17 protein-coding genes and 1 riboswitch are annotated in these 15,988 nt (G+C 46.9%); of the genes, 4 read left to right on the top strand and 13 right to left on the bottom strand.

Annotated elements, in window-relative coordinates; translation table 11 throughout:
• Positions 1 to 12: 12 nt before the first annotated feature.
• Positions 13 to 522: a DinB family protein gene (locus NYE56_RS05410; protein WP_038428145.1), complete on the bottom strand. Its 510-nt coding sequence runs from the start codon at positions 520 to 522 to the stop codon at positions 13 to 15.
• Between the two features lie 49 nt (positions 523 to 571).
• Positions 572 to 1,234: a LysE/ArgO family amino acid transporter gene (locus NYE56_RS05415; RefSeq protein ID WP_341283576.1), complete on the bottom strand. Its 663-nt coding sequence runs from the start codon at positions 1,232 to 1,234 to the stop codon at positions 572 to 574.
• Positions 1,235 to 1,300: 66 nt separating this feature from the next.
• Here NYE56_RS05415 and NYE56_RS05420 point away from each other — a divergent pair, with 66 nt between their 5' ends.
• Entirely contained in the window at positions 1,301 to 2,755 is a 1,455-nt protein-coding gene (locus NYE56_RS05420; protein ID WP_341283577.1) for an aminotransferase-like domain-containing protein, read from the top strand.
• A 7-nt stretch (positions 2,756 to 2,762) separates the two neighbouring features.
• Here the strand turns inward: NYE56_RS05420 and NYE56_RS05425 are convergent, their stop codons facing one another.
• Positions 2,763 to 3,401, bottom strand: a complete 639-nt coding sequence (locus tag NYE56_RS05425) for a pentapeptide repeat-containing protein (RefSeq protein ID WP_014479410.1) — start codon at positions 3,399 to 3,401, stop codon at positions 2,763 to 2,765.
• Between the two features lie 205 nt (positions 3,402 to 3,606).
• Here NYE56_RS05425 and NYE56_RS05430 point away from each other — a divergent pair, with 205 nt between their 5' ends.
• Positions 3,607 to 4,413, top strand: a complete 807-nt coding sequence (locus tag NYE56_RS05430) for an alpha/beta fold hydrolase (RefSeq protein ID WP_341283578.1) — start codon at positions 3,607 to 3,609, stop codon at positions 4,411 to 4,413.
• A gap of 27 nt (positions 4,414 to 4,440) precedes the next feature.
• Here the strand turns inward: NYE56_RS05430 and cysC are convergent, their stop codons facing one another.
• The 3 genes from cysC to NYE56_RS05445 form a co-directional block, all read right to left on the bottom strand.
• Positions 4,441 to 5,040: an adenylyl-sulfate kinase gene (gene cysC / locus NYE56_RS05435; RefSeq protein WP_003245829.1), complete on the bottom strand. Its 600-nt coding sequence runs from the start codon at positions 5,038 to 5,040 to the stop codon at positions 4,441 to 4,443.
• The gene (gene sat / locus NYE56_RS05440; protein ID WP_038829192.1) at positions 5,037 to 6,206 is read right to left on the bottom strand and encodes a sulfate adenylyltransferase; all 1,170 of its coding nucleotides are present in this window, start codon (positions 6,204 to 6,206) and stop codon (positions 5,037 to 5,039) included. Before sat ends, cysC begins: the two co-directional genes overlap by 4 nt.
• Before the next feature lie 111 nt (positions 6,207 to 6,317).
• Positions 6,318 to 7,028, bottom strand: coding sequence for a phosphoadenylyl-sulfate reductase (locus NYE56_RS05445; protein WP_341283579.1), 711 nt, complete (start codon positions 7,026 to 7,028; stop codon positions 6,318 to 6,320).
• Between the two features lie 186 nt (positions 7,029 to 7,214).
• Between NYE56_RS05445 and NYE56_RS05450 the strand changes: the two genes are divergently transcribed.
• Together NYE56_RS05450 and NYE56_RS05455 are read left to right on the top strand one after the other, a co-directional pair.
• A complete protein-coding gene (locus NYE56_RS05450; RefSeq protein ID WP_341283580.1) occupies positions 7,215 to 7,901 on the top strand; it encodes a 2-phosphosulfolactate phosphatase in 687 nt (228 codons plus the stop codon).
• On the top strand, positions 7,898 to 8,656 hold the full coding sequence (locus NYE56_RS05455; protein ID WP_021479581.1) for a phosphosulfolactate synthase: 759 nt from the start codon (positions 7,898 to 7,900) through the stop codon (positions 8,654 to 8,656). The genes NYE56_RS05450 and NYE56_RS05455 overlap by 4 nt, the downstream gene beginning before the upstream one ends.
• 44 nt (positions 8,657 to 8,700) lie before the next feature.
• Here the strand turns inward: NYE56_RS05455 and NYE56_RS05460 are convergent, their stop codons facing one another.
• The 7 genes from NYE56_RS05460 to NYE56_RS05490 form a co-directional block, all read right to left on the bottom strand.
• Positions 8,701 to 9,330, bottom strand: coding sequence for a YitT family protein (locus tag NYE56_RS05460; protein ID WP_009966972.1), 630 nt, complete (start codon positions 9,328 to 9,330; stop codon positions 8,701 to 8,703).
• Positions 9,331 to 9,425: 95 nt separating this feature from the next.
• Complete coding sequence (locus tag NYE56_RS05465) at positions 9,426 to 10,541, bottom strand: mandelate racemase/muconate lactonizing enzyme family protein (protein ID WP_341283581.1); 1,116 nt, start codon at positions 10,539 to 10,541, stop codon at positions 9,426 to 9,428.
• An 8-nt stretch (positions 10,542 to 10,549) separates the two neighbouring features.
• A complete protein-coding gene (locus NYE56_RS05470) occupies positions 10,550 to 11,818 on the bottom strand; it encodes an MFS transporter (protein ID WP_047182410.1) in 1,269 nt (422 codons plus the stop codon).
• A gap of 111 nt (positions 11,819 to 11,929) precedes the next feature.
• Positions 11,930 to 12,778, bottom strand: coding sequence for a GNAT family N-acetyltransferase (locus NYE56_RS05475; RefSeq protein WP_341283582.1), 849 nt, complete (start codon positions 12,776 to 12,778; stop codon positions 11,930 to 11,932).
• A 5-nt stretch (positions 12,779 to 12,783) separates the two neighbouring features.
• On the bottom strand, positions 12,784 to 13,233 hold the full coding sequence (locus tag NYE56_RS05480) for a GNAT family N-acetyltransferase (RefSeq protein ID WP_029726279.1): 450 nt from the start codon (positions 13,231 to 13,233) through the stop codon (positions 12,784 to 12,786).
• Between the two features lie 90 nt (positions 13,234 to 13,323).
• A complete protein-coding gene (locus NYE56_RS05485; protein ID WP_003245847.1) occupies positions 13,324 to 15,162 on the bottom strand; it encodes a bifunctional homocysteine S-methyltransferase/methylenetetrahydrofolate reductase in 1,839 nt (612 codons plus the stop codon).
• A gap of 89 nt (positions 15,163 to 15,251) precedes the next feature.
• Positions 15,252 to 15,369: riboswitch (SAM riboswitch) on the bottom strand.
• A gap of 106 nt (positions 15,370 to 15,475) precedes the next feature.
• The gene (locus NYE56_RS05490; RefSeq protein ID WP_015715659.1) at positions 15,476 to 15,967 is read right to left on the bottom strand and encodes a YajQ family cyclic di-GMP-binding protein; all 492 of its coding nucleotides are present in this window, start codon (positions 15,965 to 15,967) and stop codon (positions 15,476 to 15,478) included.
• Between the last annotated feature and the right edge of the window lie 21 nt (positions 15,968 to 15,988).

Below are 15,988 nucleotides of genomic sequence, written 5' to 3' on the forward strand. Positions count from 1 at the left end.
AGCAAGGACATTTTAGCCCTTGCTTTCTCTTTTCTCATATAAATAGTACATATAATCAGTAGGTATGCCTGAATGGCCCAGCTGTCTCAGCATGGCGGTTACGTTCCCTCTGTGGTAAGTGCCGTGATTGACGACATGCAGGATGGTGTCTGCATAGGTTGATTCCAGTGTACCTAGTTTCGGATGCTGCATTGTGAAGGTCTGTTCTAAGTCTGTCTGGCGGCTGAAGAAATCATGATACTGTGACTCCAGCTCGGCAGCGTGCTGTTTAATCGCTGCCATATTACCTTGCGCGGACTCTAATTTGCCTGCGCTGTCTATAATCTCTTGGTAGGCCACTCCCGAAAGAACATTCAGCCAAATGTAGTCAGCCCTGCACATATGAAGCAGCACGTCGCTGACAGAAGGAAATACGCTCTTTACTTCTTGGTAGGCAGTTTCCTCCGGCAGGTTTTCGATATGGGTAAATATTTTCTTGTTTGCCCAAGAATGATAGTCATAAAACTGTTTTGCATCAGTCATCAGCATGCCCCCTTTTCTAAGAAATTCGTTTTTTTCATCTGTTTCTCCTTCAATTGCAAAAGAGTGACACCCCAAAATATCCTGCCGCTGCCCACATTACCGCTGCAGAGCATTTGTTTACGATCAGCATAAGCCTGCCGCTCGTATCTATCGCCTGAAACAGCCGGCCCGCTATTGCAAGGCTGATAAACCAAATCCAAGACACAGCGATGCAGGCGGCCATAAAGAGCCATTTCTCAAGCCCCGAATATTGAAGAGAGCTCGTGCCGATGACGCCGATCGTGTCCAGAATGGCATGCGGGTTTAAAAGAGAAACAGCGGCCGCAAACGCAGCTTGCTTTTTTGGTGTGAACGTATGTTTCTCGTTTTGGCTTGTGTTCGGACGGCTGTTCCAAGTCACCCAGCCCATATAGAGCAAAAATAAAAATCCGCCGGCCATCATGACTGTCTCAAACACAGGCAGCTCCTGCACAATGACAGATACGCCCGCAACGGCTAATACGATTAACAGGGTATCGCAGACTGAAGCACTGATGACAGCTGGGAGAGCCCGCCAAATATGCTTTTGCCACGCGCCTTGCTGAAAAATAAACACATTCTGCACTCCCAGCGGCAAAATTAAGCCAAACGCGAGCACAATTCCGTGAATGATTGCATTCATGCTGAAAAAGCTCCCTTCACATTTTTTTTCAATCATAAGAGAGATTGTCACTAAAGTCTCCAGCCATTTGGTTGGGTTAGGAACCAGCCAAATGTATAATGTGTAAAAAAGGGGGGCATGACCTTGTCGCAATGGCAGCCAAGCCGAAAGTCGGATGTTCCGCTGCATCGGCAGATCGAACAATATATGAAAGACAAGATTCTTCACGGAGAGTGGGCTGTAGGGACGAAAATCCCCTCACAGAGAACGCTGGCCGGCATGTTTCAAGTCAACCGCAGCACAGTCACAGCAGCCATAGATGAACTCACGTCTCAAGGCTTGTTAGAGGGAAGAAAAGGCGGCGGTACGAAGGTTGTAAACAGTACTTGGAGCGTGCTGGCGGCTGAGCCTCCGCTTGATTGGAGCGATTACGTCCGTTCGGGCATTCATCGCGCCAATTCTTCCATCATTCAAGCTATTAATCAGAACGAACCAAGAGCGGATATCATCAGATTAGGGACTGGAGAACTTTCACCGGATCTTGTGCCTGCTGACACAATTGGACGGATGTTTCAGCAAATCAATCCGGGCGCCCTGTCTTTAGGATATGAGCAGCCGAAAGGAAACCGTAAACTGCGGGAGGCAGTGGCCGACCATTTAAAAGGAAAGAAGATCCATGTGTCACCGTCTGCAATTTTAATTGTGTCCGGTGCACTTCAGGCACTTCAGCTCATCTCAATTGGACTTTTAAAACGAGATTCTGTCATTTTGACGGAGAAGCCGTCCTACCTTCAATCCTTGCATGTATTTCAATCAGCTGGGATGCGGCTTCGCGGCTTGCCGATGGATGATGAAGGGGTCAAAGCGGGGCTTGTTTCTTCTAATCGAAAACAATATGGAGGACAGCTGCTTTACACGATTCCGTCGTTTCATAATCCGACAGGCACAGTCATGTCAGAGCAGCGAAGGAAAGAGATCATCAGCCTGTCAAAAAAAGAGCAGCTGCCCATCATTGAGGATGATGCGTACGGTGATTTATGGTTTGAAGAAAAACCTCCGCAGCCGTTGAAAGCAATGGATCATGAGGGCAATATTCTGTATCTGGGCACGTTTTCAAAAACGGTTAGCCCCGGTCTGCGAATCGGCTGGCTTGCCGGTCCGGAGCCGGTTATTGAAAGGCTGGCGGACATTAAAATGCAGACAGACTACGGATCAAGCGGCCTGTCCCAGTGGGCGGCTGCCGAGTGGCTGTCACAGGGATATTATGAAGAGCATCTGACTTGGGTACGCAGGAAGCTTAAAGAAAGGAGAGACGCCGCCGTTCATTTTCTCGAGCGGTATGCCGGGGACATTGCCACGTGGCGGATTCCCGCAGGCGGCTTTTATATTTGGGTGACATTTCACAAAAACCTGCCTGTCAGCCGTTTCTTTTATGAATTGCTGAAACGGCAGGTGCTTGTGAATCCCGGCTACATTTATAACGGTGAAGACCGAAACAGCATCAGGCTGTCATATTCCTATGCATCTCTTGGAGATTTGGAAACTGGCATTAAAGTGGCAGCTGAAACAGCACGCCGCCTGATGATGTTCTAAGCTTTGGTTATACGATGACAGCTCCCAGTGCCCTGGCGAAGGCAATCGCATGCTCAGGTGCGATTTTGCAGCCTTTCAATTTGTCGAGGGAGACATGAAGCTGTTCAAAACGGCACGTGCTGATGTCCATGTTTTGAAGGGACGTGCCGGTAAAGCTGGCGCCTTCCAATTCGCATCCGTCAAAGTGTGTCTGCTGGAGCACCGTATTGCTGCATTCACTTTGCATAAGAGCACAGTGATCAAATCGAACTTGTTTCATATTTGAGTACGAAAATGAACTGAAATGTCCGTGGCATTCCTCGAATGAAACATTCCGGAGCGTTGCTTCCGCCACATTCATTCCAACCATTTTTGACTGCTTAACTGAAGTTCTGTGAATGACAGCCCCGCTGAAATCGGCGTTTGATAAATCGCATTTTTCAAAGATCACATCGGTCAGTTCAATATGCCGAAAAGACACATCGATAAAGACGACATTTCTAAATACCGTTTTTTCAACACAGAGTCTTTCGATATCTTCGCCGCAGATTGTACAATCTTCAAACAGATGCATGCTGATTACATCATCCTGCGTCACGGCATCATGAAAATCTGCGGTTTGCAGGTTTTCTGGTATGTTTGGTTTTTGAATTGCGATTTTATTCATGTGATGACATCCTTTGCTGCCCGAAAAACAGAGGCTTCCGGGTTCAATTTAATAGATCGTTAAGGAAATTGATACATATAGTAAATCGTGAAGAGCCTTTTCTTGGTATAGCAGCCCGCTTGTTTTGTAAGCATAAATGGAAAGATTCCTATACGTCAAGGCGTTTACAGGCCGAAAAAGCCAAGGGGAACAGGAGGAATGCGGAATGGGGCATTACATCAAAACCGAGGAGCATGTGACACTGTTTGTAGAGGATATCGGACATGGAAGGCCGATCATCTTTTTGCACGGGTGGCCGTTGAATCATAAGATGTTTGAATATCAAATGAATGAGCTTCCGAAAAGGGGATTTCGTTTTATCGGCGTTGATTTGCGGGGATATGGGCAATCTGACCGCCCTTGGGAAGGCTACGATTATGACACGATGGCCGATGATGTGAAAGCAGTCATTTATACGCTGCAGCTTGAGAATGCGATTCTTGCCGGTTTTTCAATGGGCGGCGCCATTGCACTCCGTTATATGGGACGGCATGAAGGAGCCGATGTTGATAAGCTGATTTTACTGTCTGCGGCGGCCCCCGCGTTTACAAAACGCCCGGGTTATCCGTACGGGATGAGGAAGCAGGATATTGACGATATGATTGAATTGTTCAAAGCTGATCGGCCCAAAACACTGGCTGATTTAGGGAAACAGTTTTTTGAGAAAAAAGTGTCTCCAGAGCTTAGGCAGTGGTTTCTCAATCTGATGCTGGAGGCCTCCTCCTACGGGACGATCCACTCGGGCATCGCATTAAGAGACGAAGATCTCAGAAAGGAACTTGCTGCAATCAAGGTGCCGACGCTGATCCTGCACGGGAGAAAGGATAGAATTGCGCCGTTTGATTTTGCGAAAGAATTGAAGCGCGGCATCAAACAGTCGGAATTGGTTCCGTTTGCAAACAGCGGGCACGGAGCATTTTATGAGGAAAAAGAGAAGATCAACAGTTTGATTGCGCAGTTCTCCAACTCATAAGAAAAAACCCGACATTGATCGGGTTTTTTATATAATTCCTCTGTTTTGCAGTGCGTTAATGATGAGATCAGCTCCATCGGAAATAGAGGTCTGGTCTGACTCAATGATGAAATCGGGTGAAAGCGGCGCTTCATACGGAGAATCGATCCCGGTGAAATGTTTGATCTCTCCGTTTCGCGCTTTTTTGTAAAGCCCTTTTGGATCGCGCTGTTCACAAACATGCAGCGGGCACTTCACATAAATTTCGAAGAACTCACCTTTAGGAAAGAGTGCTCTAACCATGTCCCGATCCTCTCTGAATGGAGAAATAAAAGCCGTTAAAATCATTTGCCCGCTGTCGACAAACAGCTTCGCCACTTCTCCGATCCGGCGGATGTTTTCAATCCTGTCACCAGTCTGAAATCCAAGATCTTTGTTTAAGCCGTGGCGGATATTATCACCGTCAAGCACATAGCTCTGAATGCCCTTGCGGTAAAGTTTTTCATCGACTGCATTGGCCAGCACCGATTTTCCGGAGCCGGACAAACCTGTAAACCAGAGGACGCAGCTTTTGTGTCCGTTTAAGGACTGTCTGTCAGACTTTGAGATGGCAGCGGGATGCCAAATGATGTTCGGATTGTGTGTCATTGCAATTCCCCGCTGTTTTGCTTGATGGCAACAGGCTGTTGGTGAAGTCCCTTGATCAGCACGGCTGCGACCTCAGGCCGGCTGAATTCTTTAGGCGGCTTTTTGCCTTGGCGGAGAAGCTCTCTCACTTTTGTGCCTGATAAGTGGATGTGGTCTCTTGAGCTGTGCGGACATGTTTTGGAGGTGCCCATGTTTCCGCATTTTCGGCAATAAAAGCTGTGCTCAAAAAACATCGGCTTGATGCCCAGCTCTTCCTCTGTGAATGATTGAAAAATATTTTGGGCGTCGTATGTTCCATAGTAGCTGCCGACACCCGCGTGATCACGGCCTACAATAAAATGGGTGCAGCCGTAATTTTTTCGGACGAGCGCATGGAAAATCGCTTCCCGCGGACCTGCATAACGCATGGCGGCAGGGAAAACCGATAACATGACACGATCCTTTGGATAATAGTGATTAAGCAAAGCCTGGTAGCTCTCCATTCTGATATCGCTTGGGATATCGTCTGACTTTGTTTCTCCGACAAGCGGGTGAAGCAGCAGACCGTCGACCGTTTCTAATGCTGTTTTTTGAATGTATTCATGCGCTCTGTGAACAGGGTTCCTGGTTTGAAAGCCGACAATCGTCTTCCAGCCGAGTTTTTGAAAGGCCGCTCTTGTTTCTGCGGGCGTTGCATAAAACTGTTCGAAAGATTTGTCAGGCAGGCGGCTGACCGTGATAGGCCCTCCGATATAGTAATCCGGGCGCGCCAGCAATTTTTTTACGCCTGGGTGGGCAGGATCGTTTGTTTTAAAAACAGACAGTGCTTCTTGTGTTTTATCAGGCTGGTATATATCGGTGACTGTGATCATGCCGTAGGTAACACCGTCTTTCACAAGCTTGACGTGATCTCCGGCAGACAGCTGTTTTGCTGTTTTTTCTCCGACAGGCAGCGTAATCGGCAGGCTCCACGGCAAGCCGTTTGCCAGCCTCATTTCCTTCACAACACGATGATAATCTTTTTCTCCCAAAAAACCTGTTAACGGGCTGTATCCGCCGATCGCGATAAGCTCCAGATCACTCAGTGCAAGCTGATCCAGCTCTGCTTGGCACGCGCACCCTTCAAAATGGCATGCGGGATCACAGCGGTTGATTAATACCCCTCCGTGGGGTTCGTTTCCATTCAACGTGTTCAACCTCCATTTATACGTTTCCTTGTTTTCTTTTCTGCAGTTAATGAAAGTTTGACATCAGCGCCTCAACATCATTTCGATTCTCATAGCCAGAACCTGCCGTCGCTATTCTTGATGCAGGCCGCATTCTGTTTTCTCCCGTCCGGCCCATCTTCCAGCCCTCTCATCGTTCGGGTCCGGGGAAGGCGATGTACACATTTCACAGCCTATGCTCGGGTAATGTTGATCGTGCAGTTTGTTATAAGGCAAATTGTGCAGGCGGATGTACGTCCAAACGTCATCCCATGTCCAGTGGATGAGCGGGCAAATTTTGATGAGCTCAAACTTCTGGTCCAGGTTTACGTATTGAATATGCTTTCTCGTTGGCGACTGCTCCCGGCGCAGTCCTGAAATCCAAGCTGTCATGCCGGACAGGTGCTTTTTGAGCGGTTCAATTTTCCGCAATTGGCAGCAGAGGTTCGGGTTATGTTTCCATAGCTCTCCGCCGTACTTCGTCCCCTGTTCTGTTAAGCTCAGATCGGGTTCGAGCATCTGGATTGCAAATCCCGGATATCGCTCTTTGACGGTCTCGATCAGCTCATATGTCTCCTGAAAATGAAGCCCGGTATCCAAAAAGATGATGTGTGCATTTTTGTTGATTTTTGATATTAAGTCGAGAAGCACCATTCCTTCTGCGCCAAAGCTGCAGGCATACACAATCTTTTCTCCGTACGTTCGGTAAGCCCACTTCAACACATCGAGCTCATCGATCAATTGATCCGTTATCTGTTTGGACAGCATGTCGTTCCATGTGTCATATGTGATGGTTTCGTTCAACGTTTTCCCCCCGTTTGCATCTGCTTTTTTTATCTATTGATCGAGTTATAGGCAGACTATTCATTTTTTGCATAAAGGTTCAGGGTTTTTACGTGCCGCGCCCGCCTAAAATGAGGTGCGGAACCATTAAGAGCCCGGCTGAATATGCTTTTTAGCAAAATGGTTTTATGCCCAAGGAGAGGTAGTATGCCGATTGCCATTTATCAGGGGCATCATCATTCGCTTGCCCCGGCGGACATTAACATCGTCATTGATGTCATCAGAGCCTTTACGGTCGCCCATTATGCGTTTATCGGCGGGGCGAAAGAGATTTTGTTGGTCCGGACAGCTGATGAAGCCTTTGCGCTGAAAGACACCTATCCGGATTATGTTTTGACGGGAGAGGAAAAGGGGGTCGGTATCAGCGGTTTTGATTTAGATAATTCTCCAAAACGTATGGCTGGGCAGAATATGGCGGATAAAAGCCTGATCCAGAAAACAACAAACGGCGTCACAGCAGCATTGGGGGCGCTGAACGCAAAGCATCTGTTCGTAACTGGATTTTCCAATGCCAAAACAACGGCACAGCATGTGAAAAAGCTCGCCGCAAACGATTGTGTCATAAACATTGTGGCTTCCCATCCATCCGGTGATGACGATATGGTGTGTGCGGAGTATATCAAAGGCATCATTGAAGGGACAAATGCGGTAACGGCTGAGGAGGCGATTGAAAGAATAAAACGCTCTTCTGTTGCGGAGAAGTTTTTTGACAGCCGCCAGCCATTGTTTGATTCGGAAGACATCGTTTACTGTACAAAAGAACTGACGGGCGATTTCGTGATGAAAGTGAAACAAGATGGAGAAGTTCCAACGATAGAGAGGGTCATAATATGAATGATTTTTCACTAGAATTGCCAGTGAGAACAAATAAGCCGAGAGAAACCGGGCAGTCCATTTTAATTGATAACGGCTATCCCTTGCAATTTTTCAAAGATGTCATAGCCGGAGCGTCCGACTATATTGATTTTGTGAAATTCGGCTGGGGCACCTCATTACTTACGAAAGATCTTGAAGAAAAAATCAGCACACTGAAAGAACATGACATTACATTTTTCTTTGGCGGCACACTGTTTGAGAAGTACGTAAGCCAGAAAAAAGTGAATGAATTTCATCGGTACTGCACCTATTTCGGCTGTGAATATATTGAGATTTCAAACGGTACGCTCCCGATGACAAATAAAGAGAAAGCGGCTTTCATTGCCGATTTTTCTGATGAATTTCTTGTGCTCAGTGAGGTGGGCAGCAAGGATGCGGAATTAGCAAGCCGGCAAAGCTCTGAGGAATGGCTTGAATATATCGTTGAGGATATGGAAGCGGGCGCGGAAAAAGTGATTACAGAAGCCAGAGAAAGCGGAACGGGAGGGATCTGTTCCAGCAGCGGCGATGTCAGATTTCAAATTGTTGACGACATCATTTCCTCGGATATTGATATCAACAGGCTGATTTTTGAAGCGCCTAACAAAACGCTTCAGCAAGGGTTTATTCAAAAAATCGGGCCGAATGTGAATCTGGCCAATATTCCATTTCATGATGCCATCGCGTTGGAAACGCTGCGTTTAGGGCTAAGATCCGATACCTTTTTTCTGTAAAATAGCGGCTGCGGGGCTCTCGTCGTGAAGAGAGCCTCTGCCTATTATTTTTTATGGCGGTACATAGGCGTGAGATAGGGAAGTGAGGTCAGACGGATGTTGTAGATGAAGTCGATGACTCTTGTCGATATCACTTGGCATATGAGGGCTTGAATGACGATGCCCCAGTCAATAATAGACGCGGTGACCATAAAAATGATGCAATTCATGATGAGCAGGATCGTTCCGGGATTCCCGCCGCGGTAGATAGAAATCATCAGAGCAAGTGCTCCGAATCCTCCGTTCGAAATTTTATATTTGTATAAAAGTCCGATGCCGAGTCCCAATAACACTGCGCCGCTTGCCAGATCAAGCCACAGATTAGATGTGATATCCGGAAAAACCGCATCAAAGATCAATACCGAGACAGAGGTGACGGTGATAGAAGCGAGGGTGCCGGTGAATGTTCTCATCTCCAGCCATTTTAAAGCGGTAAAAAGCATTGATACATTCACAGCCCACACTGAAAATCCGTGGGGGATTTGAAACAGATAATGCAATAGCACCGCAATACCTGCTGCACCGCCTGTCGGAATATCATGCGGAAATAAAAACAAGGACATGCCGAGTCCCTGTAGTACGCCGCCTACGACAATCATAAACGTAAGTTTTGCTTTCATCAGCAGTTCAGCCATTAAGTCATTTGCTCCTTTATGAAAAGACTTGTCCGCTGTTTTCATTTTATGAGGCTGTCCATTATTTATGTCTCAAAATAAAGAAATGGCCCAGCTTAATATGCTGAGCCATCCCACTTGTAGCGATTGACGATCTCCATATTGATCTCTGTTCCAATGCCTTTTCCTTTCGGGATGTGGACCATTCCTTTTGAAGGCTGCAGGCTGACGAGATCGGTAAAAGGATTCTCCATGACGTCCCACTCGATCGGTTCAATGTGATCGTTCTTCATTTTAGACCATGGGGGCAGACAGGCTTGTGCAAATAAAGCATAGAGCCGTGAAAGCGATCCGTCATATGCATGGGCGGATGCTCTGATGCCAAAATAACGCGCGAGCTGGAGGCAGTCCCGAAACTCATCAATTCCGTTGACATGCATGACATCGGGCTGAATGATATCCAAACAGCGCTGTGAAAGGAGAGACACAAATTGTGCCGGGCTTTTCATGTTTTCTCCGCCGGCAACAGGAACAGACAAACGGCTTCGAAGCATAGCGTAATCCTGAGGCTGATCAAAGGGCAAAGGCTCCTCAAGCCAGCCAATGTTCGTCCATTCGGAGAAATAGCGCTCCCATTTAAAAGCCGCAGCGGCATCGTAGCTTTGGTTTGCGTCCAGAATCATCGTAATGGAGCTGCCTGCTGTATGCTGCAGCGCATTGATGTGCCGGACATCCTCTTTGAATGAAGTTCCGCCAATTTTGACTTTGATTTGCTCAAAACCTTTTTTCAACTGGGCTTCAACATTGGAGACTGAGCGGCTGATCCATTGCGGGGAGTCTGAGTACGATTGAAAAGACGCGTATACAGGAATCTCCTCTCTGTATAACCCGCCCCATAATTCGCATACCGAACAATCCGCAGCTTTGGCTGCAATCTCTGTCAGCGCCATGCTTACAGCGGAGGCCGCCCGCTGGTGCCATTTTTGAATCGTGCGCACTAATGACAGGCGGCTGCCAGCCTGTTTTCCTAATAGAAACGGGATGATCCGCTTCGTAAAACCGACATGGAGAGCAGGGAGCCAATCAACGCATTCTCCCCAGCCGTCTATCCCGCTTTCGGTGATAATCCTGATGAGATAACAAGTCCGATATCGTTTAAACCCATTGGCATCTCCGTATGGCTTTTCTAATCGGTGAAATAGCGGAAAGGTTTCAATCCGTACAATTTTCACACTGGGTGCTACCTTTCCTCAGCGGGCTGTAGCCGATTTCCAGCCATTTTAGGGTCTTCTTTTTCTTTTGTTTCTTCATTGTTTTGCTTCACATGGATGAGCATCATCACAAGAATCCCGACAACGAGAGTCAATCCCGCAATGCTTAAAAACATGCCGGGTCTGGACCATTGCATCAGGCGGCCGAAAATCGGAGGACCGATCGCTACCCCTAAGAAACGTACAGAGCCGTACAGCGAGGTGACAAATCCCCGTCTTTCCTTGCCAACAGCCCCGGTAATGAAACTGTTCACACAAGGAAGGACAAGACCTGAGCCGATACTGCTCAGTACAAGAACACTGATAAAAAGGACAAGATTTTCAATGAATGACAGTGCCGCGTAGGATACGGTCATGAACGCCAATCCAAGTACGATCAGCTTTTTCATTAACGATTGCTTTTGCCCGATTTTGCTTCCTGTTGTATAGGACGTCACACACATAACCAAAAGCGGGATCGCTAAAATTAAGCCTTTTTTCACGCCGTCGGTGTCGTATGTTTTTTCAAGAACATCTGAGAGATAAAACAGGATGCCGAATAAAGTAAACAAACAGGTCGCACCGGCTAAATAAGCGGTAAACAGCCATCTGCCTTCATGTTTAAAGACACTTAACAGCCCTTTTGCATATTTTCCGATTGGTGGCGGTTCTTTTTCCTTTTTCTTTTCTTTAATAAAAATCCAAGTCAGCACGATTGAAATGATACAAAACACAGGGAAGGCAAAAAACGCGCCATACCAGACAAGCAGGGCGATCAGCGAGCCAATGATCGGCGATAGCACTTTCCCCATGCCGTTTGAAGCTTCAACAAGGCCGAGCACCTTGCTCTCCTGGGCGCCTTTAAACAGATCTCCCGTCAGTGCCATGGCAATTGGGCCGGTTCCGGCTGCCCCGATTCCCTGAAGCGCACGTCCTGCCATGACCCAAGGAAAGGCATTATCAAAAAAACCTGCCGCAAACCCGGCTAACAAACCGCCGGCACCATACAAAATTAAGCAGGGAATAATGATGACTTTCCTTGAGAATCGGTCTGCGAGATAACCGACAATCGGAATCGCAAATGCTGCAATCAAGGAAAATACTGTGATCACGAGACTGACTTGAAATTGTGATAAATGAAGTTCAGATTTCATTTTTGGCAAAATCGGAATAAGCATCGAGTTTCCTAGGGTTAATATTAAAGGGATTGAACCGATTGCTACAATCGTCATTCCGTTATTTTGTTTTGATGATTCCATCTCAGAGCACACTCCTTTTCTTCTGCTTAGAATGTCCCTGATGGCTTCGTTTATTCAGCGATCAGACAGCAAAAAACCGAACAGAAGATACCTGTTCGGGAAAAAAGAGGGTTAACCGAGAGCCTGTGAAATCAAAGCATATAAGTGTCCATTTTGAATAGGCGCTTTTTTCTGATAGAACAAAAGCGGAGGTTCATCATCTTTATGAAATCCCATTTCTATCAGGCTGTCATGCAGAGACGTGTGTTCACTCGGTATATCGATTCGCATCGGCCCTTGTTTGCCGGCCGCCAGCCTGTTAATTATTTGTGCTGCAACATCTGATGATGGAGCGATGATGGGGCCGAATTTCAAATTGGCCGGTGTCTGTACAGAAAGTCCGTAGCCAATTAGCTGTCCGTCCTGATTTCTGGCGATGATACATTCGCATGAAGCAGAAATAAGCTGCTGCAAAAGGTTTGATCGATCTCCGCCAAAGGCAGCCAGATCCGCCGCGGTTAAGTCGTGAAAGTCTTGTTCTCTAAAGGATGTCAGTTCAGCGTCAAGCTTTTTTGTATAAGGTTGAAAACTATGACAGCTGTACTTTCGCACTGAACCTGCCGTATGAAAACCTGCTTTTTCATAAAGCGGCAAACCTTCTTTTGTGGCGCAAAGCCTGATGGCGGTGTTTTCACCCGTTTGGGTGATACAGGCGTTTACCATACGCCGGCCGAGACCGAGCCGTTGATATTCCTTGTCCACGATCACGAGGCCGATAGAAGCAAGACGGCCAAACAAAAACAAGCCGATGCAGGAAATAATATCACCGCTGACATTTTGATAGCCGAAAAAGCGTCCTTGCTGGACAAGCAGTGCCAGCTCTTGTTCGCCGTAATCCGGCCACCCGGCTTGCCTGCAAAGCCGCAATAAACTAGGGGTATGTTCTTCATGAAGCTTAATCAGCTCATCGATTACCCTCATACAGATCACCTGCTTGTTTCGAGTTTTTTATACATGATGATATGTGTGCCTATGCCGGGAATCTCAAACGGTTCGCCGAGTTCTTCCCAGCCAAGTTTTGAATAGTAGCCTTTCACATGGCTTCTGGCATTGCACCAGACTGCCTGAACGCCGTTCTTTGCCAGTTTCTCTTCCGCGTGTTTGATCAGCGTACTCCCGCCTTTTTGATCGCGATATCCTTCAAGCGTTGCCATGCCTCTCAGCCGATATGCTGGGGATTCTGTTATTAATGGCTGATTTTGCGGGGAAAAAGAAGCGATGCTGATCAGCTTCCCTTCAAAAAACGCGCCGAGATGAAAGGAGCCTTTTGCATGATCCTCTTCATATTTGCATTGTTCAATGGATTGATGGGGGCGCAGAATGCGGTGCCGGATTTCATATGTATCTTCCGCGGAAATGGTTTTGACTTCGAGCATAATGTTCCTCCTCATGACTGTTTTTCTATATCGTAACACGAATCCCGTTGAAAAAGACCGCCCGATTGGATCAGACAGTCTTTTAAGGGATTAATGCAAAAAGATATTTTGGCGCTGCTCATCTTTTTGCTGAATATATGAAGTGAGCTCAGCGGTTAAGTCAGATCTGAGGAAAGGCGTTATCAAGTAGATGCCGTTAAACAGCTCGCATGCCGTATCCAGCAGGGAGCGTGCAATTGCAAGGCCTTCCGCCTTTTGCTTTTCTTTATCTTCACCGGCATGGGCCATTTTTTCGCGAATCGTATCAGACAGCTTAATGCCGGGAATTTCATTATGGATGAATTCTGCATTCCGGCTGCTTGTCAGCGGCATGATGCCGATATAGATCGGCGTCTTCAGATGTTTTGTTTCGTTATGGATATCGACAAGCTGCTGCTCGGAATAGACAGGCTGAGAAACAAAATAATCTGCGCCGCAATCTATTTTTTTCTCAAGCCGTTTTACCGCTTTATCCAGATGGCGGACGTTAGGATTAAATGCGGCCGCAACTGAGAAATTCGTTTTCTTGCCGAGCGGTTTTCCAGACAAAGACAGACCTTCATTGAATTGTTTGATCAGCCTGATTAAATCAAAAGATGTTAAATCATATACAGACGTCGCACCAGGAAAATCCCCGATTTTAGAAGGGTCACCTGTAATAGCAAGCACGTCATTCAGCCCTAACGTATCAAGGCCCATTAAATGTGACTGTAAGCCGATAATGTTACGGTCACGGCACGTAATATGGACAAGGGAACGCATATCGAGCTGCTGCTTGACAAGGGCGCCGCAGGCAACATTGCTGATCCGCGGGGTCGCCAAAGAATTGTCGGCGAGTGTCAGGGCATCGATTCCCGCTTCTTTTAATTCAGCAGCCGCCGATAGAAATTTGTCAAAGCTTAGTTTTTTCGGCGGGTCCAGTTCTACGATAATAGAGCGTTTTTTCGCTGCGATCTCATCCAGGCCGGGCTCGGTTCGCTCGTGATGAACAGAAATGAATTCTTTCGCCCGGGTTTTGACTTCTTTTTCCGTAATCGGAGCCAGCCCGCCAACCGCTTCCGCCATCGCCCTGATGTGATTCGGCGTTGTGCCGCAGCAGCCGCCGATAATCCGCGCGCCTTGCTTACGGAATTCTGACGCGCTGTTTTGAAAATACGTGTCGTCTGTTTCATAGACGAGCCGTCCCTCTTCAAGCGAAGGAAGACTGCTGTTCGGATAAACGGATAAGAATACGTCATCAAAAATCGGCACTTCGCTGAGCGCTTCAATCATGTGATAAGGGCCGAGGCGGCAGTTAATGCCGACAATATCAGCTCCGAGATCCGCAATCGAGCGCAATGCGTCAGAAAGCGGCGTTCCGTCCTGCAATACGCCTTGCTCGTGCATGGAGACATTGAGCATAATCGGAAGATCAGTCTCTTTGCGCGCGATTTTCAGCACTTCACGGGCTTCTTCCAAATCATAATATGTTTCTAACAGCAAGCCATCCGGCTCTTCATGCAGCAGCAGATACAACTGCTCGCGGAAGCTGCGCTTAATTTCGTCAAGACTGTACGCGTTTTTATTAAATGTCCGTATGCCGCCCATCGTTCCAAGCACGTATGCATCGCCTGCTGAAGCCCGCGCGATCTTTACGGCCTCCTGATTCATTTTTTTGATGTCATCCTCAAGACCGTGTCTGGATAATTTAATATAGTTGGCCCCGTACGTATTCGTTTGAATAATGTTGGCTCCCGCTTCAACATACGCTTTATGTATGCGTTGAATTTCCTCCGGCTTTGAAATATTGAGCTCCTCAAAACACCTGTCAATGCCATAGGAGTAAAGGAGTGTCCCCATGGCGCCGTCACCGATTAACACCTGTCTTTGCAAATCTTCTAAAAGTCCCATTGTCTGCCTCCTTTATTCACGTCAGCAAGGAAAAAAGAGAAATAAAAAAAGTCCTCTTAAGAAGAAGACTTTGTCAGTGATTTTGTCTCTTCTTATCTTCCAAGCTGTTCGAGCTTGCTGGATTTAGCACCTTGGTCATGGCTGATCGCCATTACACCGGTTGCTGAAGCTTCGTCGGGCCAGTCCCTCTGCTTCTCTTGATAAGAACGGATATGAAATTTTCGTGTCAGGAAGTGCCAAAAGATACCTGGCGTTTTTCCCTTTCTCCAAATTTACCGAAAATAAAGACAATAATCAATAGGAATCAGAAAATTTATCTGAAATTTATAAATTGAACGTCAATTGGCAGATCTGCTCCCCGCACAGCTGAGATAATCTGCTGCAGGTCATCTTTGTTTTTTCCGGTGACACGCACTTGATCATCCTGCACCTGAGATTTTACTTTCAGTCCGGAGTTTTTGATGATCGTATTGATTTTTTTTGCGTTGTCCTTGTCAATGCCTTGAACAAGCTTTGCACGCTGGCGCACCGTTCCGCCTGACGCGTTTTCAACCTTGCCGTACTCAATGTTTTTTGTCGGTACGTTTCGTTTAATCAATTTGCTGACCAGCACATCTTTCAGCTGGCTTAATTTGAAGTCGTCATCAGAAACGAGGACCAGCTCCTCTTTATCTAATGAAATGTCGCTTTTGCTGCCTTTAAAGTCGTATCGGGTACTGATTTCCTTCAGTGCGATTTGGATTGCGTTTTGCACTTCAGGCAATTCCACCTTGGATACAATATCAAATGAGCTTTCTTTTGCCATATGAAAACCTCCATAACATTT

Source organism: Bacillus sp. FSL R5-0603 (assembly GCF_038050295.1).
GTDB lineage: Bacteria > Bacillota > Bacilli > Bacillales > Bacillaceae > Bacillus > Bacillus subtilis.

What these genes read in the sequence shown, in the direction of transcription:
- NYE56_RS05410 (WP_038428145.1), bottom strand. Translation starts at nt 522, where the DNA reads ATGACTGATGCAAAACAGTTTTATGACTATCATTCTTGGGCAAACAAG.
- NYE56_RS05420 (WP_341283577.1), top strand. Translation starts at nt 1,301, where the DNA reads ATGACCTTGTCGCAATGGCAGCCAAGCCGAAAGTCGGATGTTCCGCTG.
- NYE56_RS05425 (WP_014479410.1), bottom strand. Translation starts at nt 3,401, where the DNA reads ATGAATAAAATCGCAATTCAAAAACCAAACATACCAGAAAACCTGCAA.
- NYE56_RS05430 (WP_341283578.1), top strand. Translation starts at nt 3,607, where the DNA reads ATGGGGCATTACATCAAAACCGAGGAGCATGTGACACTGTTTGTAGAG.
- cysC (WP_003245829.1), bottom strand. Translation starts at nt 5,040, where the DNA reads ATGACACACAATCCGAACATCATTTGGCATCCCGCTGCCATCTCAAAG.
- NYE56_RS05450 (WP_341283580.1), top strand. Translation starts at nt 7,215, where the DNA reads ATGCCGATTGCCATTTATCAGGGGCATCATCATTCGCTTGCCCCGGCG.
- NYE56_RS05455 (WP_021479581.1), top strand. Translation starts at nt 7,898, where the DNA reads ATGAATGATTTTTCACTAGAATTGCCAGTGAGAACAAATAAGCCGAGA.
- NYE56_RS05460 (WP_009966972.1), bottom strand. Translation starts at nt 9,330, where the DNA reads ATGGCTGAACTGCTGATGAAAGCAAAACTTACGTTTATGATTGTCGTA.
- NYE56_RS05470 (WP_047182410.1), bottom strand. Translation starts at nt 11,818, where the DNA reads ATGGAATCATCAAAACAAAATAACGGAATGACGATTGTAGCAATCGGT.
- NYE56_RS05475 (WP_341283582.1), bottom strand. Translation starts at nt 12,778, where the DNA reads ATGAGGGTAATCGATGAGCTGATTAAGCTTCATGAAGAACATACCCCT.
- NYE56_RS05480 (WP_029726279.1), bottom strand. Translation starts at nt 13,233, where the DNA reads ATGCTCGAAGTCAAAACCATTTCCGCGGAAGATACATATGAAATCCGG.
- NYE56_RS05485 (WP_003245847.1), bottom strand. Translation starts at nt 15,162, where the DNA reads ATGGGACTTTTAGAAGATTTGCAAAGACAGGTGTTAATCGGTGACGGC.
- NYE56_RS05490 (WP_015715659.1), bottom strand. Translation starts at nt 15,967, where the DNA reads ATGGCAAAAGAAAGCTCATTTGATATTGTATCCAAGGTGGAATTGCCT.